This window comes from Paenibacillus sp. TSM33 (assembly GCF_056099025.1).
The window spans coordinates 371,241-394,726 of record NZ_JBLZXB010000023.1 but is presented as its reverse complement, the minus strand read 5'-3'; the positions used below and the strand labels follow the sequence as shown (position 1 = coordinate 394,726).

22 protein-coding genes are annotated in these 23,486 nt (G+C 42.4%); 16 read left to right on the top strand and 6 right to left on the bottom strand.

The genetic code is table 11. The annotated features are described in order from the left end of the window. Nucleotides 1–150 precede the first annotated feature (150 nt). The 3 genes from ACN6NF_RS25110 (at nt 151) to ACN6NF_RS25100 (ending at nt 3,595) form a co-directional block, all read left to right on the top strand. On the top strand, nt 151–2,115 hold the full coding sequence (locus tag ACN6NF_RS25110) for a GTP-binding protein (RefSeq protein WP_474320239.1): 1,965 nt from the start codon (nt 151–153) through the stop codon (nt 2,113–2,115). Nucleotides 2,116–2,338: 223 nt separating this feature from the next. Next, nucleotides 2,339–2,980 (top strand): hypothetical protein, encoded by a 642-nt coding sequence (locus ACN6NF_RS25105; protein ID WP_474320238.1) that lies wholly within the window; start codon nt 2,339–2,341, stop codon nt 2,978–2,980. 87 nt (nt 2,981–3,067) lie between these two features. After that, complete coding sequence (locus ACN6NF_RS25100) at nt 3,068–3,595, top strand: hypothetical protein (protein ID WP_474320236.1); 528 nt, start codon at nt 3,068–3,070, stop codon at nt 3,593–3,595. Between the two features lie 63 nt (nt 3,596–3,658). Here ACN6NF_RS25100 and ACN6NF_RS25095 read toward each other — a convergent pair whose 3' ends face one another. Together ACN6NF_RS25095 and ACN6NF_RS25090 are read right to left on the bottom strand one after the other, a co-directional pair. Next, nucleotides 3,659–4,039 carry a hypothetical protein gene (locus ACN6NF_RS25095; RefSeq protein ID WP_474320235.1) on the bottom strand — a complete coding sequence of 127 codons (381 nt, stop codon included), beginning with the start codon at nt 4,037–4,039 and terminating at the stop codon, nt 3,659–3,661. 533 nt (nt 4,040–4,572) lie between these two features. Then, the gene (locus ACN6NF_RS25090) at nt 4,573–5,661 is read right to left on the bottom strand and encodes a GntR family transcriptional regulator (RefSeq protein WP_016822495.1); all 1,089 of its coding nucleotides are present in this window, start codon (nt 5,659–5,661) and stop codon (nt 4,573–4,575) included. A gap of 290 nt (nt 5,662–5,951) precedes the next feature. Between ACN6NF_RS25090 and ACN6NF_RS25085 the strand changes: the two genes are divergently transcribed. From ACN6NF_RS25085 to ACN6NF_RS25065, 5 genes are all read left to right on the top strand, one after another. Beyond that, the gene (locus ACN6NF_RS25085; RefSeq protein ID WP_474320233.1) at nt 5,952–7,565 is read left to right on the top strand and encodes a xylulokinase; all 1,614 of its coding nucleotides are present in this window, start codon (nt 5,952–5,954) and stop codon (nt 7,563–7,565) included. 1 nt (nt 7,566) lies between these two features. Then, a complete protein-coding gene (locus ACN6NF_RS25080) occupies nt 7,567–8,262 on the top strand; it encodes an L-ribulose-5-phosphate 4-epimerase (protein ID WP_031462514.1) in 696 nt (231 codons plus the stop codon). 40 nt (nt 8,263–8,302) lie between these two features. Next, entirely contained in the window at nt 8,303–9,727 is a 1,425-nt protein-coding gene (gene araA, locus ACN6NF_RS25075; protein WP_016822498.1) for an L-arabinose isomerase, read from the top strand. A 94-nt stretch (nt 9,728–9,821) separates the two neighbouring features. After that, the gene (locus tag ACN6NF_RS25070) at nt 9,822–10,685 is read left to right on the top strand and encodes a P-loop NTPase family protein (protein ID WP_474320231.1); all 864 of its coding nucleotides are present in this window, start codon (nt 9,822–9,824) and stop codon (nt 10,683–10,685) included. Between the two features lie 93 nt (nt 10,686–10,778). Further along, nucleotides 10,779–12,341: a sigma-70 family RNA polymerase sigma factor gene (locus ACN6NF_RS25065; RefSeq protein ID WP_474320230.1), complete on the top strand. Its 1,563-nt coding sequence runs from the start codon at nt 10,779–10,781 to the stop codon at nt 12,339–12,341. Between the two features lie 137 nt (nt 12,342–12,478). Here ACN6NF_RS25065 and ACN6NF_RS25060 read toward each other — a convergent pair whose 3' ends face one another. Continuing rightward, nucleotides 12,479–12,757, bottom strand: coding sequence for a hypothetical protein (locus ACN6NF_RS25060; RefSeq protein ID WP_474320229.1), 279 nt, complete (start codon nt 12,755–12,757; stop codon nt 12,479–12,481). A 621-nt stretch (nt 12,758–13,378) separates the two neighbouring features. Between ACN6NF_RS25060 and ACN6NF_RS25055 the strand changes: the two genes are divergently transcribed. The 6 genes from ACN6NF_RS25055 to ACN6NF_RS25030 all read left to right on the top strand — a co-directional run bounded on the left by ACN6NF_RS25055 (nt 13,379) and on the right by ACN6NF_RS25030 (nt 18,814). Beyond that, the gene (locus ACN6NF_RS25055; protein ID WP_474320228.1) at nt 13,379–14,878 is read left to right on the top strand and encodes a malate:quinone oxidoreductase; all 1,500 of its coding nucleotides are present in this window, start codon (nt 13,379–13,381) and stop codon (nt 14,876–14,878) included. 264 nt (nt 14,879–15,142) lie between these two features. Then, entirely contained in the window at nt 15,143–15,757 is a 615-nt protein-coding gene (locus tag ACN6NF_RS25050; protein ID WP_474320227.1) for a hypothetical protein, read from the top strand. A gap of 23 nt (nt 15,758–15,780) precedes the next feature. Further along, complete coding sequence (locus ACN6NF_RS25045) at nt 15,781–16,107, top strand: hypothetical protein (RefSeq protein WP_474320226.1); 327 nt, start codon at nt 15,781–15,783, stop codon at nt 16,105–16,107. Between the two features lie 11 nt (nt 16,108–16,118). Beyond that, on the top strand, nt 16,119–16,880 hold the full coding sequence (locus ACN6NF_RS25040; protein WP_474320224.1) for a hypothetical protein: 762 nt from the start codon (nt 16,119–16,121) through the stop codon (nt 16,878–16,880). Between the two features lie 565 nt (nt 16,881–17,445). After that, nucleotides 17,446–18,024 (top strand): TetR/AcrR family transcriptional regulator, encoded by a 579-nt coding sequence (locus ACN6NF_RS25035; RefSeq protein ID WP_474320223.1) that lies wholly within the window; start codon nt 17,446–17,448, stop codon nt 18,022–18,024. Between the two features lie 79 nt (nt 18,025–18,103). Next, on the top strand, nt 18,104–18,814 hold the full coding sequence (locus ACN6NF_RS25030) for an SDR family oxidoreductase (RefSeq protein WP_474320221.1): 711 nt from the start codon (nt 18,104–18,106) through the stop codon (nt 18,812–18,814). Between the two features lie 116 nt (nt 18,815–18,930). Here ACN6NF_RS25030 and ACN6NF_RS25025 read toward each other — a convergent pair whose 3' ends face one another. Beyond that, a complete protein-coding gene (locus ACN6NF_RS25025; protein WP_474320219.1) occupies nt 18,931–19,998 on the bottom strand; it encodes a DUF4367 domain-containing protein in 1,068 nt (355 codons plus the stop codon). Next, entirely contained in the window at nt 19,959–20,549 is a 591-nt protein-coding gene (locus ACN6NF_RS25020) for an RNA polymerase sigma factor (RefSeq protein WP_090889178.1), read from the bottom strand. Before ACN6NF_RS25020 ends, ACN6NF_RS25025 begins: the two co-directional genes overlap by 40 nt. Nucleotides 20,550–20,763: 214 nt before the next feature. On the opposite strand from ACN6NF_RS25020, the gene ACN6NF_RS25015 reads away from it, so the two are divergent. Further along, nucleotides 20,764–20,985, top strand: coding sequence for a hypothetical protein (locus ACN6NF_RS25015; protein ID WP_474320217.1), 222 nt, complete (start codon nt 20,764–20,766; stop codon nt 20,983–20,985). Nucleotides 20,986–21,023: 38 nt separating this feature from the next. Further along, entirely contained in the window at nt 21,024–21,701 is a 678-nt protein-coding gene (locus ACN6NF_RS25010) for an elongation factor G (protein WP_474320215.1), read from the top strand. Nucleotides 21,702–21,763: 62 nt separating this feature from the next. Here ACN6NF_RS25010 and ACN6NF_RS25005 read toward each other — a convergent pair whose 3' ends face one another. After that, nucleotides 21,764–23,209 (bottom strand): DEAD/DEAH box helicase, encoded by a 1,446-nt coding sequence (locus ACN6NF_RS25005; protein WP_474320214.1) that lies wholly within the window; start codon nt 23,207–23,209, stop codon nt 21,764–21,766. Between the last annotated feature and the right edge of the window lie 277 nt (nt 23,210–23,486).

Sequence of the window (23,486 nt, the reverse complement as noted above, 5' to 3'; positions counted from 1 at the left end):
ATTTTTTTACAGATTCATTAAACGGTTACCCTTATTTTTCAATTTATGGGAAAATGACCTCTTTCAAAATCAACTACCTACCCACGCTCCCAATTTCTATGCTTTAATAAAATGAGCAGTATCAACAAGAAGCGTTGAAAGTGGGATTCTATGAAGCGACTAACGATTGGCCTGTTCGCCCATGTGGATGCAGGTAAGACGACTTTTGCCGAACAGCTGCTGTACCATACGAACAGTATCCGGTCGCGGGGGCGGGTGGATCATCAGGATGCGTTTCTGGACAGCCACGACATCGAGCGGGCAAGGGGCATTACGGTGTTCGCAGATCAGGCAATAATGGAATATAAAGGAGACAATTATTATTTAATAGACACGCCCGGACACGTCGATTTCTCTCCAGAGATGGAGCGGGCGATTCAGGTCATTGATTATGCCATCCTGATTGTAAGCGCAGTTGAAGGTGTCCAGGGCCATACGGAGACGGTCTGGCAGCTACTGCGTAAGCATCGGATTCCGACGTTCTTCTTTATCAACAAGACGGATCGGATCGGCGCGGATGTAGACAGAACCGAGGCAGATATCCGACAGCAGTTGACTGGGGAAGTATGCTGCATTACACAGAGCTTGGCTGACGGCATAGTCGGTGAGCCGTTGCGGGAGGCCATGGCGGAGCGAGACGAAGCATTGCTGGAAGCATTCCTGGAGGGGAGAGAGGATTCCGGCTTCTGGCTGGAGGCCTTGCAGAGGATGATAGCGGTGGGTCTTCTCTTCCCCTGTGCTTACGGCTCTGCGCTTCAGGATACAGGCGTCATTGAATTTCTGGATCAGCTGCATCTGCTGACGACATCCACTTATGACGAGAATGCTTCGTTCCAGGGACGGGTTTATAAAATTCGGCACGATGCGGGCGGAGCGAGACTCACGTTCATTAAGGCGCTGGGTGGTCAACTGAAGGTGAGAGAACAGCTTAGCTACGAGAGTGGCGGCGTTCAATATGACGAAAAAGTTACGCGGCTCTTCATGTTTAACGGCCTTAAATCGCAGCCGGTGGAACAAGTGGAGGCCGGCGATTTGTTTGCAGTTGCCGGATTGACCGCCGCCGAGGCCGGACAAGGTCTGGGGTCGATATCGGACAAGTTAGCTTACGATTCGGAGCCGACGTTACAATCGAAGGTATTATTCGACAACTCAATACATGTACAGAAGGTGCTTGGTGCTTTTCGCACGCTGGAGGCGGAGGAGCCGTCTCTGAACGTCGTTTGGGATGAAAAATTGCAGGAGATTTCTATCCGCGTCATGGGATTGATTCAACTGGAAGTGCTGGAGCAGCTTGTTAGAGAGCGGTTTGGCCTTGCTATCTCTTTTGGACAACCGGAAATCTTGTATAAGGAAACGATTCAATCGGCTGTGAAAGGGTACGGCCACTTCGAACCGCTCAGGCATTATGCGGAAGTGCATCTGCTGATTGAACCGGGAGAAAGGGGCAGCGGCATTATGTTCGATAGCAGATGTCATGCCGATGATCTGAATGTCAGCTATCAGAATCTGATTCGGAATCATCTCTATGAACGGGAGCATCACGGACTGCTGACCGGCATGCCGGTCACCGACGTGAACATTACGCTGCTGAGGGGCCGCGCGCATAAAGAACATACCCATGGCGGCGATTTTCGTGAGGCTGCCTTTCGAGCACTACGGCAAGGCCTGGAGAAGACGGACAACGTGCTGCTGGAGCCCTATTACGATTTCAAAATCAAGGCCGCTATCGATGAAATGGGCAGGGTGCTGTCCGATATTCAGCGTGCTTCAGGTACTTTTAATCCGCCGCAGACAACCGGAACGCAAGCGGTGGTCACAGGCAGGGTGCCTGTATCGACTTTCATGAACTACAGTGCCGAATTTGCATCCTTTACGCATGGACGAGGCAGTATCCGCTGCGTGTTCAGCGGCTACGACCGCTGCCATAATACGGAGGAAGTCATAGAGCGGATGGGCTACCGCAAAGGGGCAGACCCACTGTATACATCCTCCTCTATCTTTTGCGCCAAAGGGGCGGGTTACTCGGTGCCATGGGATGAGGCGGAAGCCAAGATGCACCTTGAATTAGAACCTTGATGAGCATTCTAATGTAGATGAAACTCCGGGTAGGAGAGCGATAACCCATACCTCTAATAGAAATAAGATATATATTTTATAGGGCTAAGGGGTGAATGTCATGAAACCGACGCAAGAGATAGAAGCGCTGGCAGCGGAGATTGCCGATTCACCAGCTATGCAAGCATGGCTGGTGGAAGCAGCGGAGTAAGGGGTTTCGCATTTCTTGAGGGAGAGTTGTAAAATGCCTAATGAATATCAAATGAATATTTTAGCTGAGAGAACGGAATGTATTCTTTATTATGCGGGGTCGATCCTATCGAACGAGCATAGTGCGGGCTGGATCGGCGGGAATGCGCCCGAATTTTTTGATAATCAATCGGACCTCATCCACGAAGATAACCAAAAATATGTTTTTTACTTGAGCCTCGTCCATCCCTTTAAACCGGAGAGCATGATTTCGATCTTCATCCCTGAAGACTATCAGGAGTATTTAGAAAACAACATTTATCCTAATTGCTCGGTCAAGGTGATTGAGCATCCCACTTCAACTGAAAGTGTCAAAGATATGTTTACTAACCCAGGGCTTGTAAAGCATGCAATTTCAGATGGGAAATTAATCCATGACAAAAAATCGATGGATCAGCCTTTTTTGATCAAAGTAGGCGGAAACCCGAGACTTATTCAAAATGAAGACTATTATTTTACGAAGCTGAAAGAGGAGTTCTTTTCCTTTTTATTGCAGGTAGATGAAGATGGTTACCCCGAAACGTTGCTTCAAAAGGATTACAATTATCCTTTTAGTTTTGGATCACTATATATTTTCGCCAAAATGGGGACGACTAAGATACACCATCCAGTAGCAGGTTTTTGGCAATTCTCTTGATTTAGCGTGCTTATGCCCCATTCGCACAAGCAGGTAACCCGCCCCTGGCGTAAACTGAATTATAATCAGTGAGCGAGGTGAACTTCCATGGCACAATCGAAAGAGATGCGTGCACGGGCTAAGAAGTTTCAAGGCCGTCCGGTCTGTGTCACCCTGCACAGCGGAGAGACTTACGTCGGCTACATCACCGACGTTAATCGTGGCGGATTGGTACTTGCCAGTGCTGAAGCTCCCCCACGTGCTTCTTCCGGGAAGCCAGACTCCCGACCTCTCAAACGCAGAGCTCGTGCGCATATCCCGAGCGTTCGTCTGGGCAAACGGAGAAGCGGTGCACGCAAACCGTCTGGCCGTTCGCGCTCCCGCAAGCCGGATGCCAAGGTGTCGGCATTCCTGCCGATGATGGGCTCGCTGTTGGGCGGACTTGGTGGTGCCACTGCAGGTGCAGGAGGGCTTGGCGGTATGCTCGGCGGCGGTCTGCGGTTGTTCGGCATGATCCAGAAATTTGTCCCGGTCGTGAAAATGGGCTACGGCATGATCAAGTCCATTCGCCCGTTTCTCGGTGCCGTTAAAGGCTTAATGCCTTCAGCCAGTCCGGCCACGCCGGATAACGAATAATCGTATACCTGTTTTAAGCCCCCTTTGAGTAGTCAAAGGGGGCTAACCCACAAACCATTACGACTACCACTGTCTAATCCAAATTGGTTTGAAATCGGAATAGCCCATTTCTTTTAGTAAATCCCAGGCATTATACAGAACTTTAGGCTTCCCCTGGCTCCAAAGCTCTTGTCGTTTGGCCATCAAGTAAGAGATGATTTCAGCGATATGCTTGGGTTTACCCAGATGGATGACAGTTTCCATTTCATTATTTTGTGCTGAAATGTCATAAAAGGCCCAATAAGTACGAGGCTCTTCATCGGGAGAATCTGCCTGGAAGATGAGCGTGATTTTGATGTTTTTGTTCTCTTTGGGAGATAAATTTAAGATAAAGCGAGACCCGCCTGAATACCAATAAACGAATGCATACCCGTCGACCGTAATATTTCTTAATTGGCTTTTCATTATTTTCTCTCCCCACTATATGTTGTTTAAAATGGTCTGCGTTTGATGAGTTTAGTTAATGGAATCAGTGCGAGTGTGCCATATACAATAATAAAGAGGACATTAGTTTCTAGCAGAATTAGAGTTCTATTGCCTCGTTGGAAAATATAGAAGTATTAATTTAAAGATAGGATAATATAATTACGTCGTTGATTTCCATGAAATGCGTAGTGAATTAAATGAATAATGGTCGATAAGTTATTTCGCTTCTCATCTGTCGAGGAAGCCGAAAAAAGCTAAAACGCTACTGACATCTCGTTGTCGGTAGCGTTTTTGTATATTACGAGTATGCGAATATCGCAGTGCTTTGGAGATAGGCGACCTTTCTCGAAATCTTATCATAGAGGTGGAATTTAATTGTGAGCAATTTCAATTGGGGAGTGGATTAGGACCATCGCCTTCCCAAATCTTTCGATCTGTGCAAGATTCATATGAAAATATTCTGGTGACGATATGGGCCATGTATTTTTGTTTTTCTTTTTCAATGAACCCCTTTACTTCAATTTCTTCTTTACCGTCTCTCCCTCAATTAACACGGGCTGATAATAGGTTTGGTTGCTTAGATCCTTCTTCCCTTGTAGTTTCTTAATAACCCAGTCGGCGGCATCACGGCCCATTTGTTCCTGTGGGTGTGTCAATGTTGTTAGTTTGATGTTTGCATTTTTGGAAATATAGGAATTGTCTTGGCCAATAATGGACAAATCTTCGGGAACGGATATACCAAGTTGTCTGCATACATGTACAACTTCTAGTCCGACCTCGTCGTTATAGCAGACAATTGCGGTTAAATCGTCTCTTTGTTCGGTCAAGAATTTCTTCAAATTGGTGGACAGATCCTGCTTCGTTTCTGTATAGAATGAGAGCACTTGCTCGGGGTGAAAGCGTAATTTGGCTTCTCCAAGCGCTTTGATATAACCCTTCATTCGATACTTCCCTTGTAAATCATCCATTTTGGCAATGATGCCAATCTGTGTGTGTCCGTTAGCGATCAATTCTTTGGTTGCCAGATAGCTGGATTGTACGTCATCGAGACAGAAGTAAGGAACCTCCAACTCTTCATAATAGGCATTAATCATGATGAATGGAACATCCTGTTCCTTGAACGTCAGATAGTAAGCGATATTGGGATTATATAGATTGCTCTTCGTAGGCTCAATGATCAAACCATCGACACCAAAGGACAGCATCATCTCCAAAGCTTTCTTTTCCTGTGCGACATCATTATTGGTACTGGCTAATAGTAATGAATAATTATCTTCGTTCAATCTGGCTTCAATCCCGCGAATAATAGAGGGAAAGATGTAATCAGAGATGTAGGTTGTGATGACTCCGATGGTTTTATTGCTGGAATTGCCACCGGTTTTTGACCGAAATTGGTTGCTGACATAGGTGCCAGATCCTTTTTCACTTCTTAAAAAACCTTCGTTAGATAGTTCCAAAATAGCCTTTCGAACCGTCTGGCGACTAACTTTATACTTATCCTGCAAAGCGAATTCCGTTGGAATTTGTTCTCCTACGCTGTATGCCCCTGAAAGAATGTTGCTTTTTATATCCTCAAGGATGACCTGATACTTTGGTTTCACTTTATTCCTTCTTTCCAAGTTGTTCTAATACTAATTAATGTATCTATAATATTTGTATGTACATATTTTAGCATAATTATGAGTTTATTATAATCTATTGTCCTATCTGTATAAATACTAAAGTTAAAATAGAAAAACACTCGATTCGTCAAAGTATTTGTAAGTATAACTATGGTTTTGTGTTGACAAATGTACGCACAAAAAATATACTAAGGCTGTAAACAAAAGAAAGCGCCTTCTTTCAATTATTGCGATTATAACAGTTGTTCAGAGAGAGGAGTAACGTGAGCATGGATCAAGACATTAAACAAGCGATTACTAAGGGAGAAACCTCACTTGGTATCGAATTTGGATCCACACGTATCAAGGCAGTGCTGATTGATCATCGTTTTGAAACAATCGCATCTGGAAGCTATGAGTGGGAAAACCTCTTGGTAGATGGATATTGGACGTACAACTTAGAGAGCATTATTACAGGTCTACAAGAGGCTTATCGTGAAATGAAACAAGAGGTTGAACAAAAATACGGAATCACCCTTCATACGGTTGGTTCTATAGGATTCTCTGCAATGATGCACGGCTATATGGCTTTTGACAGCAAAGGTGAATTACTTGTTCCGTTCCGGACTTGGCGGAATGCGACGACCGGTGCTGCAGCAAAAGCTTTAACTGATAAATTCCAATTCAACATTCCTGAGCGATGGAGTATTGCTCACTTGTATCAAGCGATATTGAACGAAGAACAACATGTTCCTCATATTAATTTTATTACGACGTTGGCTGGATATATTCACTGGCTGCTGACTGGCAACAAAGCCATTGGCATCGGAGACGCTTCGGGGATCTTCCCAATTGATGAGACTACACATGATTATAACGAGTCGATGGTTAAGCAATTTGATGAACTCATTGCAGCCAAAGGCTACGATTGGAAATTACAAGACATTATTCCTAAAGTTCATATCTCAGGCGAGCAGGCAGGTGTACTAACCGCAGCGGGAGCCAAAATCTTAGATAAATCCGGAGATTTACAACCAGGTATTCCGCTTTGTCCTCCAGAAGGTGATGCGGGAACAGGAATGGTCGCTACGAATAGTGTGAGAAAACGTACGGGCAACGTCTCTGTGGGAACCTCAGTTTTTGCCATGATCGTATTAGAGAAGGATCTTTCGGCGGTATATCCGGAAATTGATCTGGTGACCACACCGAATGGTAATCCGGTCGGAATGGTTCATGCTAACAACTGTTCAAGTGATCTCAATGCTTGGCTGGGCTTGTTCCGTGAATTCTATGAGGCCATGGGGCAAAAGGCGGACCCGAATCAATTATTCAGCGTGTTGCTGAATAAGGCCCTGGAAGCAGATCTAGATGGCGGCGGCTTACTTAGCTACGGCTATTTGTCAGGAGAAAACATCACCGGAATAGAGAAAGGCCGGCCATTGTTTGTCCGCTCCCCTGAGAGCCGTTTCAATTTGGCTAATTTCATGCGCACTCATCTGTTCACTGCATTTGCTGCTTTGAAAATCGGGATGGATATTTTGACGAAGAAAGAAAATGTCGCAATTGACAGCATTCTGGCTCACGGCGGTTTATTCAAAACCCCTATCGTTGGACAAAAAATTGTCGCGGCAGCTATGGATGTTCCGGTATCCGTGATGGCAACAGCTGGAGAAGGCGGAGCGTGGGGTATGGCTATTCTGGCTTCTTACATGATGAACAAGGATCAGCAAGAAAGTCTGGAAGAATTCCTCGACCAAAAAGTATTCAGAGATGTTGAGGGACAAGAAATTCATCCCGACGGTTCCGATGTTAAGGGATTCGAAACATTCTTGGAACGCTACACACAAGGCCTGGCGATTGAGCAGGCTGCTGTAGATAATCTAGTGGAAAACTGGAGGAATTGACGTGTTAGAGCAGCTGAAAGAAGAAGTATTTCAAGCCAATCTGGATTTGCCTAAACATGGACTCGTGAAATACACCTGGGGTAACGTAAGTGCTGTTGATCGTGAGCGCAGCTTATTCGTTATCAAACCGAGTGGTGTTAGCTATGACACGATGAAACCTAGCGATATGGTAGTTGTTGATTTTGACGGCAATGTTGTTGAAGGAGAGATGAGACCTTCATCGGATACACCGACTCATGCCGTACTTTACAAGCACTATGCAGAAATCGGCGGTATTGTGCACACGCATTCGACCTGGGCGACCGTTTGGGCTCAAGCCGGCCTGGACGTACCTGTAATGGGGACTACTCATGCAGACACCTTCTATGGTTCTGTTCCTTGTGCCCGTTTCTTGACACAAGACGAGATTGATCGTGGTTACGAAGCCGAAACAGGCCGTGTCATCATCGAAACTTTTGAGCAGCGTGGGCTGGATATTTTAGCAGTGCCAGGTGTCCTGCTTAAAGGTCATGCTCCCTTCACTTGGGGAAAAGATGCGAAATCTGCAGTTATGAATAGCGTCGTGTTGGAAGAAGTTTCGAAAATGAACCTATTCGCACGGGAATTGAATCATTTTGCTGAAGAATTGCCGCAGCGTATTCTAGATAAACACTATTTGCGCAAACATGGGAAAGACGCTTACTACGGGCAAAAATAAGACAACTATACTAACAAACGAAGAAAAGAGGATGAATGTTATGTCAACAGTAGGTACAAAACAGTTCTGGTTTGTCGTAGGTTCACAACATCTGTATGGGGAAGAAGCATTAGCAGAAGTGAAAGCACACGCACAAGAAATGACCGATGCCTTAAATAAAAGCGGTGTGTTGCCTTATCCGCTCGTATTGCAGGATCTGGCAGTTAGTGCAGACAAAATCACCAGCCTCATGAAAGAAGTCAACTATCGTGACGAGGTTGCTGGTGTCATCACTTGGATGCATACTTTCTCACCTGCAAAAATGTGGATTCGCGGTACTAAATTGTTGCAAAAACCGCTGCTTCATTTGGCTACTCAGTATAATGAAAGCATTCCTTGGGCTACAATTGACATGGACTTTATGAACCTCAACCAGGCAGCTCATGGTGACCGTGAATATGGATTTATCAATGCCCGTCTGAAGAAACAGAATAAAGTGGTTGTAGGATATTGGGAACGTGCGGAAGTGCAAAAGCAAATCGCAGAATGGATGGATGTAGCGGTTGCTTATAACGAAAGCTTCAATATCAAAGTTGCCCGTTTTGGCGACAACATGCGTAACGTTGGTGTTACGGAAGGGGATAAAGTCGAGGCCCAAATCCAATTTGGATGGACCGTTGACTACTTCGGAATTGGCGACCTTGTTCAGTACGTCAATGCTGTGAAGGAAGAAGAAATTGATGCTTTGTTCGCAGAATACTCCGAACTCTATGAATTTGATTATGGTACTTACAGCAAGGAAGCTTGGGAATCCAGCGTAAGAGTGCAAGCAAGCTATGAAATTGCTATTAAACGATTCCTGGATGATGGTGGTTATACTGCCTTCACTACAAACTTTGAAGATCTCTACGGTATGAAACAGCTTCCTGGTCTTGCCGTTCAACGTTTGATGGCACAAGGATATGGCTTCGCTGGTGAAGGAGATTGGAAGACTGCAGCGCTGGACCGTCTGCTTAAAGTCATGAGCCATAACCAATCCACTGGCTTTATGGAAGACTACACCTATGAATTAGCAGCTGGTCAGGAATCGATCCTTCAATCGCATATGCTTGAAGTTGATCCAACGTTGGCAAGCAACAAGCCTAAAATTATCGTTTCTCCGTTAGGTATCGGCGATCGTGAAGACCCAGCCCGTCTGGTGTTTGACGGTAAGGCAGGAGACGGTGTGGTTGTTTCCATGGCTGACTTTGGCACACATTATAAACTGCTGATCAATGAGGTTACTGCATTTGAACCAACAGTTCCTGCTCCCAAACTTCCAGTGGCCCGTGTACTGTGGAACGTGAAGCCGAACTTCCAAGATGGAGTTAAAGCATGGATTGAGAACGGCGGCGGTCACCATACTGTAGTTTCCTTGAATCTAACTACAGACCAAATTGTTGCTTATGCAAAACTGGTTAACCTGGAATACGTAATTATTAAATAATTATAGATCATCTATAACAGCATTGGGTCAGTCCTCAGGACCCAATGCTTTTTATTGTTTCTCAGAGGATTTTAATTCTTAAGGATGTGATACTATGGCGAATTTACCATCTGCGGCAACAAAATTGGTTATGGTTGAAGGGATACCTGGCTCTGGAAAATCTACATTATCCCAATATATACAGGACACCTTAAACACGCATCGAATAGAATCGGAGCTATTTTTAGAAGGGAACTTACGACATCCCGCTGATTATGAATCGGTTGCATGTGTGCCGAATGAGGAACTTGATAGGCTCCGGTCTAGCTATGCCGATGTATTTCATGATATTGATCCATTTGTATCGCTAAGCGGTAACGACTCATTAATCGCATACGCGCTTGCGCAGCAATCAGCTCAAAATGAAATTCCTTCTAGTTTGTATGAGGAAATCCGGCGCTATGAAATCTACGATGGAATACCTGTAGAAAAATATTGCGAGTTGATGGTTCAACGTTGGAGTTCTTTTGCTAAGAATCAGCGAGAAAAGGATAAGCTGGTCATACTCGAATGCTGTTTTTTACAGAACCCAGGGTGTGCATTACTCGCTCGACATGATGCTGGAGATGATCGATTTGTTCAGCACGTATTACAGATTGCGGAGCAAATTCAGGACCTTAATCCAATTTTGTTTTATTTGGAGCAACCTAGTGTCCGTGAGACGATTGAGCGAGTGAAAACGATGAGGCCTCAAGAGTGGCTAGATTTTGTGATTTGGTACCATACGGAGCAGGATTATGGAAAGAATAAGGGGTTGCACGGGTACGATGGATATATACAGTTCCTTGAACATCGACGAGAGCTAGAATTTCACATTATTGAGCAGCTTCCTTTTCAAACTTTTATAATGGATAACTCCGATTATGATTGGGAGAATCAACAGCGGACTGTTTCGAACATCATGATGAAGTATTTATAATCTCGGGAAACGATAGTTTAATTAGACAAAGTAACCATTTGCAGCCTTACCGGCACTTATATATAGAATTTACATACAGAGGAGGTGCAAGAGGTGCAGCGATGGATTGAGGAAGCTCGGCTAGGCGACCAAATCGCATGGGAGCAGATCGTGCAGCATTTTAGTGGGATGGCCTTTTCAGTAGCATTTACCAAGCTGGGTGACTGGAGCATAGTTGAGGATGCAGTTCAGGAAGCGTTCACTGAGGCTTTTGCCAATCTCCATAAGTTACAGGAAGCAGAGGCGTTCCCTGGATGGTTCAAGATCATTGTCGAACGCCAATGTCATCGTCTTCTGCGCCGCAAGAAGCCGACGATGATGCCGTTGGACGAAACTATAGTCATGGATGTAGGAAAATTTGATGTGGAGCTTATCGCTGAAAGAAGGGAATGGCACCAAAAGCTTCATCAATCCGTCGAGGGTTTATCTGACAAGTTAAAACTGGCGGTTCAGCTGTACTATTTTCAAGGGTATTCAATCGGTGAAATATCAAGCTATCTATGTGTATCTCCATCCGTGCTGAAAAAACGATTGTTCGATGCCCGCAATAAGCTGAGAGCCTCGCTGCTTGTCAGCGACTTTGTATCCATGTTTAACGATATTTACGAAGGAGGAGAATCGGTGCTACATATAGTCAACGGAGACCATGTTGGTGACAAGCTGAGGAAAGGGAACATTCGCGGAGATATCCTGGTCTGGAGAGAGGTGTATCCGGTAGGTCCGGTTTTCCTTGAAATGGGCGAGCCCTCATCTAGAGCAGCAAGAGTGGAATATTTGGAGAGAACTCTCGGGATTCCAGCAGAAGAATATGTATCCAATTGCAAGGCTCAGGAGCAGACTCTGCATAACTTTCATAAGTACGACGAAGTCGTGCTATGGTTTGAGCACGATTTGTTCGACCAGCTGATGCTAAGTTACTTGTTGTACTGGTTTTCAATGCAAACTCTAGGCCAAACCAAACTGAGCTTGCTGTGTATCGGCAACTACCCAGGTATTGAACCGTTTAGGGGCTTGGGACAGCTTACAACGAAGCAGTTAGAAAAATTGTCAGGCACGTGGCAGCAGATTGGCCAGCAGGAGCTTGAGATGGGCAAAAGAATCTGGGAAGCATATACCTCCCCGGATATAACGCGGCATATTGATATTTTGCACGAAGACACATCTGCCCTGCCTTTTGCTCATGCGGCACTTGAACTGCACCTATCTCGTCTACCTTCTACCGCCAATGGGCTGGGCATCGTAGAGCAGACAACTTTGGAACTCATCCAGCAAGGAGTAAATACTCCACAAGAATTGTTTAAGCAGATCGGGAACCGAATAAGTGGTTTGGGCATGGGTGATTTGGAATTTTGGTATCGTTTGAGGAATATGTCGGAGCAACCACATGCACTATTGGAGATTCAAGGTCGCCACTCATTTTCTGATCATCAAAAGAAAACAACCCCATTCTTTGACCAATGCGTTGTTGCATTAACGGAAGTAGGGAGGAATACAGTGGCGGGAGTACATGACTGGGTGAAGATAAAGGGAATAGACGAGTGCTATGGTGGTTTATGGCTGCAAGGTGATTTGGCATGGCGTTGGGATTCAGAGGGAAAGCAGTTGGTGTATACGTAACTTATCCTAAATAACAGCAAGTTCTCTATAAAGTGACTAAGAGTGAGGCATGAAAAATGAGGTGTCTTTCCATAACAAATAGGCCATTCCTTCGGGGAAGGCCTTTTGCTTGATTTAGAATGTGGAACAGGCTTAGTTCATATCAAAAGTCCAGTCACATCCTGATACCCCATACTAACCAACAATTCATTACCATTTAGCTCATGCACTTTCTTCACTGTCACATCTAACTCCATATCAAGTATATACTGCAACACTTCAGCAACATACTTAGGTTGGTTCAGATTAATAGAATATTGTTTACCCTCTTTCATCACCCCTAATCCCTCATTCAAAGGGCTACCAGTGACAATTGTATCTTTAGTAGTAAACTGAATTATAAATTTTATATCTTTATTTTCTGAAATAATAGTCAACTTGGATCTACAGTAAATATCTCTGACTGTTTTATAACTCCACAAGTACGTATTCCCACTAACTACTATTTTCCTCATAGCACTCTAGTCCCCATTCCTACAAGGTTTACAGAATCATTACAGATTCTGCTTCTTCAGCATTTCAGTTCGAAAACCGTTCTTCCCTGACAAAAGAAAATATTCCAACAATAGCCCAGGTCATGGGGGATCTTCGCCTTATGTCCCTTATTTTACTTGATTTCTATGCATTGTACAGTTTGCGTACAGTCCCAAGATGGATCGCGCATTAATTCTTGAAATCCTACATAACAATTCCTGGTTATTCATATACATAAACTGTTGATTTAATTATTGGGAAGCTGTATTTCATGAGAGTAACAAAATCAGCTATGTTTCTTATAAAAAGCTGAGTTCAATTTTTATTTTCGCAAGAAAATTCTCACTTTTTAGCAGAAATGATTTATAATTATCAGATAAAAGTAGATATAATTTTTAAATGATTATATTTAAGTTATAATGGAGATAGAAAAGGTATGTTCCTGAGTGGAGCCTTGCTTCTTGAGTCAGTTAAGCAGGAGGGCCTGCTCTTTTTTGCAAATATAAGAGATAAGGAAGGTTTTTATGAATAGTATTCAGAAAAATACAGACGTTATCTTAATTGGTGCCGGAGTCATGAGCGCGACTCTGGGATCATTGCTGAAAGAGTTAGCACCGGAATGGGAAATTAAAGTGTTTGAGAAACTGGCAAGTGCAGGAGAAGAAAGCTCTAACGAATGGAATAATGCAGGCACGGGTCATGCTGCACTGTGCGAGCTGAACTACACATCCGAAAAAGCGGACGGATCTATAGATATTCGTAAAGCGGTTAATATCAACGAACAGTTTCAGCTCTCAAGACAGTTTTGGTCTTTTCTTGTCAACAGTAATTTGATTCGTAATCCACAGGACTTTATCAGGCCCATACCCCATATGAGTTTGGTAATGGGTGAAAAAAACGTATCTTTTTTAAAAAAGCGCTTTAAAGCGCTTTCAAGTGTTTCGCTATTTCAAGGCATGGAATTTTCCGATGACCCTGAAAAGCTGAAGGAATGGATTCCGCTAATTATGGAAGGTCGTACATTGAATGAACCGATTGCGGCAACCAAAATCGACTCTGGAACAGATGTCAACTTTGGTGCTTTAACACGCATGTTGTTTGACCATTTAAAAAGCAAAAACGTCGAGATTAAATACAAGCATAGTGTAAAGGATATTAAACGTGCGAGCGATGGCTCGTGGAAAGTCAAAGTGCATAATCTGGATAACGGAAAAATCGAATATCATACTGCCAAATTCGTTTTTATCGGTGGTGGGGGCGGAAGTCTACCTTTACTCCAAAGAACCGGCATTCCTGAGTCCAAATATATCGGGGGATTCCCGGTAAGTGGACTATTTATGGTATGTAACAATTCTAAAGTGGTCGCCCAGCATCATGCAAAAGTATACGGTAAAGCGAAGGTCGGTGCTCCTCCTATGTCTGTCCCGCATCTGGATACTAGATACATCGGTAACCAAAAAGCGCTGCTGTTTGGACCGTTTGCCGGCTTCTCACCAAAGTTCCTGAAAACGGGTTCAAATCTGGACCTGATTGGTTCCGTAAAACCCAATAACCTCATCACGATGTTGGCGGCAGGGGCAAAAGAGATGGCATTGACCAAATACCTGATTCAGCAAGTGATGTTATCGAATGAAAAGCGCCTGGAGGAATTACGCGAGTTTATTCCCAACGCCAAAATTGAGGACTGGGATATCGTGGTAGCAGGTCAGCGTGTGCAGGTGATCAAAGATACAGAGGGCGGTAAAGGAACCCTTCAATTTGGTACGGAAGTGGTTAGTTCCGCTGACGGCTCGGTGGCTGCATTGCTCGGTGCTTCTCCGGGGGCTTCTACTGCTGTTCACGTTATGCTGGAGGTATTAGAGAAATGCTTCCCACAACATATGGAAGAATGGGAGCCAAAAATAAAAGAGATGATTCCTTCTTATGGATTGTCGTTAGCGGAAAACCCAGAGCTTTACCAACAGATCCATAATACCACTACAGAGGTGCTGGGTCTGGGCGAAAAAGAACCGCTGCATCGTTAATTATTGGCTGCAGATACGGATTTTAAATTTTATTCGATAACATTATTACCTTGCCTTTCAAAGATGACTATTTTTCCTAAAAACCGATTGTAAATGAATCTATACGATTGAAAAGTTTCTTGAGTTTAAAATACTGTTCCATGAGCGGTGGAGAGTCTCCCCACCGCTAAATTACTTGCTTATGAATATAGAGGTTATTAGTAATTCCTTATATATAAAAATTAAATTTTTATTATAATTATTTAGCCAAAAGGATGAACTAAAATGGACTTTTCTTCTATAATATCGATTGATAAACTTCAGGATGGGCTTATTAAATGGTCTAACCATAAAAATAATTATGATCAATATAATCCAACAATGAAAATCAATGTAGATAGATTCTTTGATTATTTATATTCAAATGCGTTGTTTTTTTCTGGAGAAAATAGTGAGCTTTTGTTTCAGATATTTTTTATTGCTGAAAAATATAGTACTTGTAGTCATTCATTAAATATGATTGATCTTCAAGATGAGATTAATTTGATAGAATCAAAAACGATTGAATCTTTATCTATTCCTGGACATATAAATTGCTCTATGGAAGAAAATTTGTATGCTATTTTAAATAGTCTCTGCAATAAATATAAAACAACATTAGTAAACTTACTTTCTTTTCATTCTAGAGAAAATCTTTTAAAAAGCTTTTATATGAATGCTAGTATTGTGAGTTATATCTCTGCCCAAGCTTATAATTGGAAACGAGATATTAATATAGAAGCAAGGACGGATATCAGTTATATAAACTTGATTTCGGAAACATTCTCCACTATATACGAAAAAAATAAAAATATAGTAAGTAATTTTTTTGGTAGTGAAAAAAATCTTTCGAGTATTTAATTCATTTTATCTTAAATAGCCAAGTGGATTTTGCAAAAAGAAATAATGAAACGATTGAAATAAGAGAAATATTAAAAATTACTAGGTTACTTATTAGTACAGAACAATTACGAAAAAACCTTTCGTATATATACGAAATAGGTGGGTCAGTAAAATTAGAGAATAATCAAATATTAGTTGAAGGATCGCTAAATGATAAGATTCATAGTTATCTAAATATTAATAAAGAAAAAATAATTAACATACAAAGTGAGGAATTAAGAGAAATTTATAAGGAATTTGAGGAAAAAAGAGGGTATTCTCCATTTTTATTAGAAGAGTATTTGTATAACTATGATACAAAGTTTTAGAAACAAGAACATTGGCGACACTAATTGAAGAGGATGCTCTAATTGAAGATATATATTCAAAGACTAAGCAATCTAAACTAGAAATAAGTAATATGTTGGGGGATTTAACTTTAAAACCCACTGATGAAAACAATATTTATACTATAATTTTTAGAAATGATAATAGACTTTTTCGTACGCCATTAATAAAAGTCTCTAATTATTTTCTGATTTCGTTTTTTGTTCTTATAGAGTCTGCAATCTACTTTAGGTATAGAATTCTCAAAAATGAATTAGATGAAAAACTAGATAAAAAGACAAAGAATTTGGTGAAAGAAAAGTTTGATGAAATAGATATAAAAGAACTAAAGGGAAATTTTGAAAAGAGAGACGTTCATTATGAAATTAATTATCCACTGAATCAGCAATTAAAATGTAAGCATTTATTTGAGAACAAAAAGGGGATTCCTCAAGAAATAGACTGCTATTTTATAAAAAATAAAAAGTTGTACATTATGGAATTGAAAAATAGAGATTTCCAGAGAAATTTACACGAAATTAGTAGAGCATTCCAAAAAACAAAAAAACATTTAATTGGCTTAAATAAGCTTAGAGATATTATTAATCAAAATAAGAAACTAATGGAAGAAGTTCTTGGTGGAGAATTTAATGAGATTCATATATTTTTAACTCATAAATTTCCACATTTCTTAGATGGAACTTATGATAATGAGAATGAAGTTAATATATGCTCCTTTGAAGATTTCCTGAGTTTTTGCAAAAAGACCATTTGATATTCAATTGAATAAATCACAAGTAATAGTAAAATACAGAAAGAAGAATTGCTAGAGTTTGAAATCATCCGTTTACGAGAACAATTTTCGACCGATAGGATGTTATAAATTAATTTTTAATGAATACTTTGAATTTTGGGAAGCCGTTTTCTAAAGAAATAAAGGAAGCATCTTCTCTTCTGATGCTTTTTTTCTCCATGATCCTTTTATGACTTGACGTGATTAAACTATTTCTCACTAAATATACTTGTCCGTACTCATCGTAAATGATTCATGATAATTAACCCCACATTTGAGGCTGTCTTGGAGAATTCAGGTGAACATTGAGAAGCTATTTAGTAAGTTTTCTAGGTAACAAAAAGTCAATTATAGGGATTTCTTAGGCATGTATCCAGAATAGAAGATATAAGATTGGTGAAGTAATTCTTTACCGATCGTTCCCAATATGTTAGGATAAAGCCAGACAGAGAAGAAAGACATATCAGCGACCAATGTAGAACGATCGTTTCCAAAAGGTCATGCAAATTAATCCAAACATATTCTAAATGGTCAGGGGGTAGCTACAATGGCCAGAAGCAAAGAATTTGAGGAAAACGTTGTTCTGGAAAAGGCTATGAAGCTGTTCTGGGAGCAGGGGTATGAGAAAACCTCGATGAATGATCTTGTCGAGCACATGGGGATCCATCGAAGAAGTATCTATGATACTTTTACCGACAAGCACACCCTGTTTCTCAAAGTGATGGACCGATTCGGAGAGCGAGTTAGCGGTAGATGGGCGGCAGTGATCAAGCGGTCCCAGACGGCTAAGCAGGCGCTTCAGTTCATTTTCGACTTTATCATTAATGGTGAAGAGGACGTACCGCCCGGCTGCATGTTCGTAAATTCGGCTGTCGAATTAGCAGTTCGGGATGAGGAGATTGATGCGATAGCGACGAAGGCCTTTGCAAAGTCGGAGGAACTACTTGCAGAAATCGTAACGTGGGGACAGCAAAACGGCGAATTCACACAGCAGTACGAAGCGAAGGAATTGGCTGAGTATCTGCAAAATGCCTTAGCGGGACTGAGGGTGATGGTGCGGACTTCCGTTCCGAAAGAAAAGCTGCAACGGATAGCCGAGTTAAACCTACGTATTTTAGAGACATAGACGATACACAAAAACAATTTTTTTTCATGTTTTTAGAACGATCATTCTCAATTATATAAAAATGAGGGGAAAATAAATCATGACAAACAAAATCGCGTTAATCACCGGAGCAAGCAAAGGAATCGGACTGGAGGTTGCCAGACAGTTGGGGCGGCAAGGGATAACGGTATTGGTTGCTGCGCGTACGAAAACAGCAGCAGATGAAGCAGCAGCGGGGCTGTTGCAAGAAGGCATTCAGGCAGTCGGCGTGAAGCTGGAAGTTACGAATTCTGCACATATCACGGAATTGGCCCAATTCATCGAGAACACTTATGGACGGTTGGACATTTTGGTCAACAATGCAGGCATTTTGGCAGAGAAAGCGGGTTATGACGGGGATGCCTTCAGAGATACTTTTGAGGTGAACACGTTCGCACCCTATTTGATTACAGAAGCACTGTTGCCATTACTGTTAAAGAGCGAAGCAGGCAGAGTCGTCAACCAAAGCAGCGCTATAGGCTCGATTCAGTTCCAACTTTCCAATGAACGGGTGCAGCGGCTTGCTACCCCGGCTTATGCAGCCTCCAAAGCAGCTTTGAATATGCTGACGGCCTACTGGGCACAAAAAAACAGTGGGACGCATCTGAAGGTTAACTCCGTACACCCCGGCTTGGTCAAAACGCAGATGGGTGGGGAAAAGGCGGAACTGTCGGTGGAGGATGGAGCAAAAACGGCGGTCCGACTGGCGACCCTGCCAGAGGATGGTCCAACAGGCGGATTCTATTACATGGATGATCAGCTTCCGTGGTAAAGCATTGATTATGGTGTATGCGGTAGTGGTTTGTGAGGAAATGGTATAGGGACTATTCTTTAAAAAGAGACTGCCCTTGGCGAAGGGCAGTCTCTTTTTAAATCTTACCGTTGCAGCTATTGTGGTGAACCATTAAGCAAATCTTCGGCTATTTTAACCAAATCTTCTTTGGTCAGCGGGCTGTCTTGGTTATCGGATATGTTGTAGTGTAAATGTCTTTTTTCATCGAGCCATCCCAGTCGGTTTTTTCCTGCTTCCAAGGGCTTGCTTGCTTCACTTGCCCTGATGTAATAGGCCTTGGTTCCTTTGATTGTCAATTGCTCTGCCGAATCCTGTTCATTTTGCATGATGGTCGTCTTCGTGACTTCAGGAGTGTATTTGGTGACGGTAATGTTTACATAGTCTTTTCCTCTCACATACCGGGCAAAGGAGGAGTCTGACTTGTCCCAGCTTAGCTTTTGAATAAACAGATTTTCACCCTCCGGTGCAGCTTTGGCCTGTTGCATCAGTTGATCGGTTAAAGCGCGATATTCCTTTTTATCCATCATTCCAGGATATGCAGCGACTGGATAGACGTATCCAAATTCAAACTGATAGCCATCCGGTAGGTGAGTGGGGTTGTTGAATAAAGGAGCCTCAGTCCGCTTGATTTCATCTTGTAAGCTGTTGAAACTTGAAAGTTCAGCCGGTTTGTACGCAAACAGGGCCGGATTAGATAGTTTTTTTTGATTCATAGAATCGTCCTTGACGTAATAGGCAGCATACTCTCCTGGCTGCAAACGGCCTTTCACCTCTTTGTCCCACTGTGCGTAGGTCGAGGTATATGCTTTGGAGGCGTCCGTTTCGGTAGGGGTTTTGGCGGTATTTAATACGACATTACCCGTGCTGTTACGGAATTCCAGATATTGTGAAGCTGCGTATCCGGTCACAGAGGCCCCTACTACAAAAAGCAAAATCATGATGGGGACAGTCGAGCGAGGCTGAAAATGGATTTTTCCGATATTTCCTTTTTTGGGCATCGCCTTTTGGTAGACCTGTTCCATCACTTTGTCAGAGACGTCAAAAGCCTGAATTTTCAAAGCGTTCTCTGGCTCGGTCAGCTTGTCCATGTTTTTGAACCCCCTGTCTTGCAGATCGGTGTATTTCAGGCTTTGTTTTTGAATTCTGTCTTGTAACTCACGCATTTTTGGTCCTCCTTTAGGGGCTCCATTATTTTTTTGAGCTTTGTTTTTGTCCTGCCGTATTTTTTCTTGATAGCGTCCTCGCTTTTGTTCATGATTTCCCCGATTTCTCCAAACGTTTTTTCTTCAAAAATGCGCAGCACCAGCAGGTTACGCTCCTCCGCGTTCAGTTGGTCCAACGCCCGGCTCAGCGGTTCACTGAAAAGCTGACGTTCCATAACTTGCGCTGGACTGTCTGAAGTCATGTTAGTTGAGGTGAACAGGGTAAGTTTAAATTTGCGCTGTAGATTCTTCCTGCGAATTAGGTTCAGGCAGTGATGATAGGCCATTTTATACAGCCAGGAGGAGAAGCCCACTGTCGGCTTGTACCTGCTGATTTGCTCAAAAGCATTGACGAAAATATCCTGCACAGCCTCTTCTGCCTCCTGCTCACTTCCTAATAGCCTCCAGCAGTACACAAAAATCTGACGCTGATACTCCTTTACAATGTAGGCGTAATCCTGGATTTCGCCGGCTTGAACTCGTTTGATTCTGTATTCGATGTCCTCATTCAAAGATTTAGGCACCCCCTCTGATCAAAAAGCAAACTATATCTGTATAACAAACGAAGATGACCAAAAGGGACACCTTGCCTAAAATTTTTTTTAGTGTGCTATCAACTCTTTAAGAGAATACGATAAAGCAGAACAATTATCACCCACGTAGTTAGTTTTATAGAGTTAAAGGTATATTGTGGAAGACCATGTGATGCTTTACCTTCATGATCAAATGAAGCTGCTGCCTAACCTAGAATCAAAATACATTGGATTAACCATGCCATTTCCTCGACAAGCTGCACTACGGAATAGGATGATTGAGAGTATTGAGACATTGATAGCACACGATGAGGACGTTTGTATTGCTGTTCATTTTAATCAATCTGCTGCTGGGGCTATTGAATATGAGAAAATAACACCTGCATACTTTATAGAGAATGTACTGCTGACTTAAACATAAATTTAAAAGGCAATCATTCCAGAATAACAAGTTTGAATGACTTATTTGCAGGAGTCGAAATTCATATTGATCGTTTAGAGGCTGGAATGGGATATCAATATGAAAATAAACAAGTAAATGAAGATATTATTCACTATTGCTGTCATAAAGATGATGAGGAAGGTAAGGAGCTTGGATACCAATTATTCGTAAAATCGTTAGATTACTTTTCCAAGAAATTATTAGCTGAAGGATTTGTATTAGGGTATCCTGCTGTAGATTCTAAAATTAAAATAATGAAGGCCTCTTGTTCAATGTGTTTTTATCGAGATTATTATTACATTAGTGGAGCACATATATCACTCAAAACCGCCATGCAGCAAGCAGATTGGCAAATATGCGAACCATTGATGCAGGTCCATATGACCTGTAACAAGCTATATTTTGAAGGAAACTCCTTTTTTAGAGGGGTAGAAAATCTATGTATACTCAAGGACGAAGATGATTATAAGTTATCGTTTAAATCTAGACTTTCCACAATCATTGATATTCTAGAAGAGATGTATAACCATAAAAAAGATATTTCGGACTTCCATATAGAATTGGACAGCTATGTGCCAGTTGAAGGTGTTACTCAGTTAAAAGAGAAATTCAAAGTCATTTATAATATCGCTAAATGGAAAGATGAATTAGAGGAGCAAGAGATGAACTCGGCCATCCCGCCTGTATAGCTTACGAAAACCTTCGGCTGTTCTGGACGGGATGGCCTCACTCTTTTTATGCAGCGTACCTTCTACTTATGCCCTTTGCGTACCTTTAACAGCTTGCCCTTTACGGTCGTATTCTTCATAATTTCAAGCACAAGTGGGCCCTTGCCATTCAGAATCTCAACATCTGTCACATTATCCAGAATCGTAATGATCCCGATATCATCTGCTGTTACCCCGTCAAGCTTAGCGATGGTACCCACAAAGTCGACAGCTCTAAGTTTTTTCTTCTTACCGCCGTTAAAATTGAGCTTCATAATCTGTTGGTTTAATTGCTCTCGCTTGTCATTTTTGAGTACAGTTCTCACATGTAGGTTCCGCTCAAAATCTTCTCTGCGGAGATCTACAGCCTCTTCTGAGGGGGCTTTTACTTGTGGAATTGCAAATCCAATATATGCTTCAATATCAGCTAATCGGTTGCTATCTTTAGGAGTGATTAGAGTAATGGCTTTCCCCGTTTTGCCAGCACGTCCTGTACGCCCTGTACGATGAACATAGCTTTCCTTTTCAAGGGGAATATCGTAGTTGATGACATGGGTGATATTCGTGATATCAATCCCTCTGGCGGCTACATCCGTTGCGATCAAGTAACGAAATTGTCCCCTTCTGAATGCGTTCATTACCTCAAAGCGCTCATCCTGCTCCATGCCGCCATGAATGCGATCACATGGATATTCGAGGTCAGCCAGTGCTCTGAATAGTGTATCTACATGCTCCTGCGTACGGCAGAAAATGATGCAACTGTCAGGGTTCTCAACAATGAGCAGATCCTGTAGCAGAGCCAGCTTATCCGCCTCCCGCACCTGAATAAGAGAGTGATCAATCGTGGCTGTGGTTACACCCGTCGCCTTAATCTCAATTCCCACAGGATCGTTCATATATTTACGTGATAGTTTGGCTACATCCTCGGGATAAGTAGCGGAAAACAACATCGTAACCCGGTCACTAGGCAACGCCTGAATAATCGACTGAACCTGCTCGATAAAGCCCATATTCAGCATCTCGTCAGCTTCATCAATCACGAGATAGGCAATTCGATTTAAGGAAAGTGTGCCTCGTTCAATATGATCCAGTACACGTCCGGGCGTACCTACAGCCACATGTGTTCTTTGTTTTAGCTCGGCCTTTTGTATATGAAAAGGATGTTTCCCATAAAGGGGCGTTGCTTTGATCCGCTTAAAGCGTCCAATATTCGTGATGTCTTCAGTAACCTGTAATGCGAGTTCACGAGTTGGTGTCAGGATTAAAGCTTGGGGCTTATTCTCATTCCAATCTACTAGCTCACAAAGTGGAATACCATATGCTGCTGTTTTGCCGCTGCCTGTTTGCGATTTGGCCACAAGATCCTTCTTCGCAAGCGCAACGGGAATAACCTCCGTTTGAATCTCTGTTGGCGTCTCATAGCCCAAGCTATTCAGAGCCCTCACAATTTCTTCACTTAATGGATAATCTGCAAAATGCTTCTGACTCATTCTCAACCTCTTCTGCGCTATATTTAAGTACCATTACATATATCATGTCATCGTGTACCGAACTTATACTCATCTAGTATACTCTATATCCAGGTTCACTCTAATACATATCAGCGATTAACTTGCTGTTTTCCAGTAAGGCAACTATACTTTTTCTGAGACGAAAAAACACAGTCTGGTTGGTAGTCCAGACGCATGGACGACTCTATATTAGCAAGAGTGCCATGTCAGTAACCTTCCCCCCTCGGGATGTCCATCGTTTCGATTTAAAATGAGG